At 50.1% G+C, this 1,421-nt stretch carries 1 protein-coding gene and 1 pseudogene; both read right to left on the reverse strand.

All coding sequences use genetic code 11. The annotated features are described in order from the left end of the window. Positions 1 to 323: 323 nt before the first annotated feature. Positions 324 to 974 (reverse strand): Rho termination factor, encoded by a 651-nt coding sequence (locus tag NW820_RS06495; protein ID WP_414407019.1) that lies wholly within the window; start codon positions 972 to 974, stop codon positions 324 to 326. Beyond that, positions 967 to 1,421 (reverse strand): annotated as a pseudogene (locus tag NW820_RS06500) (cobalamin biosynthesis protein CobQ); the annotation flags it as partial. The pseudogene NW820_RS06500 and the gene NW820_RS06495, both read right to left, overlap by 8 nt.

The raw sequence follows: 1,421 nt of genomic DNA on the forward strand, positions 1-1,421 counted from the left end.
GGTTTCAACAGGTCTGGAGCGCTTGATCACGGCCCAGGATCCAGGCGATAAGGGGGGGATCCCTGTGGTCAAGATAATACCGGACGGTTTGGGTCAGGTCGATCTCCAAGATGCTGGTGATCATCCTGTGCATGAGCTCCAGATGGATCCGGTCGTCCTAGGTAAGCAGAGCATACCTGCCATGGAGGCTGTTGTTGAGAGCGGCCAAGGCTGTTTGGGTGGCAGTAGCCATTCAAAGGGAGGCTTGAGGCAGGCATCCCACAGCAAGCGGAGTCGGGCCTCGGTGATGTGGAGAGGAGAATATGTTTTTGAAGGGATCCCTTTCAGCTCTCTCCCTCTGTTTTTTTCCGCGAGCGAGTTGAGGTCGCTTTCTTCGCGCCAGCGGATGCCGCAGATCTCTTGGATGATTTCTTCAGAGTAGGGGGCAACGCTGTAGGAGTTACGAAAAATACTTCCGATAGGGCATCCAGTTTTTTGCCTCGCGTAATTTTGCACCCAAGCTTGGTTATGGGGGTTAAGTCCTGCCACCAACTTCTATCCGCCTCTGCAATCCGGGCAGCTGCAATGGTTACATCGACTCCCTTGAGGGGACTGCTGGGTTGCTCGGCTAGGTATCTTAGCGCAGCCAAGATAGTCTCTCTCGATGTATTGGTCAAATTTACCTTCGGAACAATTTCTTTGGCGAGAATCTGGGCCTGCTTAACCTGCTCTGGATCAGGATCGACAACGATACACCATAGCCTTTCCAGTCCCGCTTCTTGAGCAACTGCATAGACAAAATGGTTACCAATGGCTTTGTACTGATAGTCGCCAGCCTCGACCACCAGCAGAGGAACCCAGTTGTGTCCTCCTGTCGCCCTTAGCTGATCTGCGGCTGCGGCAACAAGGAAGGAGGGAGCAGAAAACCCATCGGCGGGCGTAATGCTCTCAAGGGGTAAGTTAACCAACCTACCTAGATCTGAAAACTCACTCATCGATAAAGTACTCACGGGCAAGACTCTGGTAGTATTCTAAAACTCTCCTGTGCTTAAAGACGGCAGGAGTTCGATCAAAGCTTGCAGAGGATATCACTGCATAGTCAGGTATCCTAAAAATGCTTTTGTTTTCATTACCTTTCTTAAAATGCGGCCAGAAATATGGAAGTAGATCTACACTTTTCTCCTGGTTGATAAGCTTACGTATCTCTTCGTTAGCTAGTTTAATAGTGTATTCACTTCCCGAAGAGACGCCGTTGAAAAAGATAGGCAAAGTCCTGGGGCCGCCATCCTGTCGTGACTTAGCAGTTTCTGGAACAAAGCTGGTGATTACTCTAGCAGCATTATTCAGGGAAGACAGATCGTCGGGGCGGGTAGGTATCAAAATAACATCGGCAGCAAAAACACCACTTTGGCTGAAGTAAAGCCATTGAGTTGGGCAGTCGA

The sequence above is a fragment of the Synechococcus sp. R55.7 genome (assembly GCF_047461955.1).
Classification (GTDB): Bacteria; Cyanobacteriota; Cyanobacteriia; order Thermostichales; family Thermostichaceae; genus Thermostichus.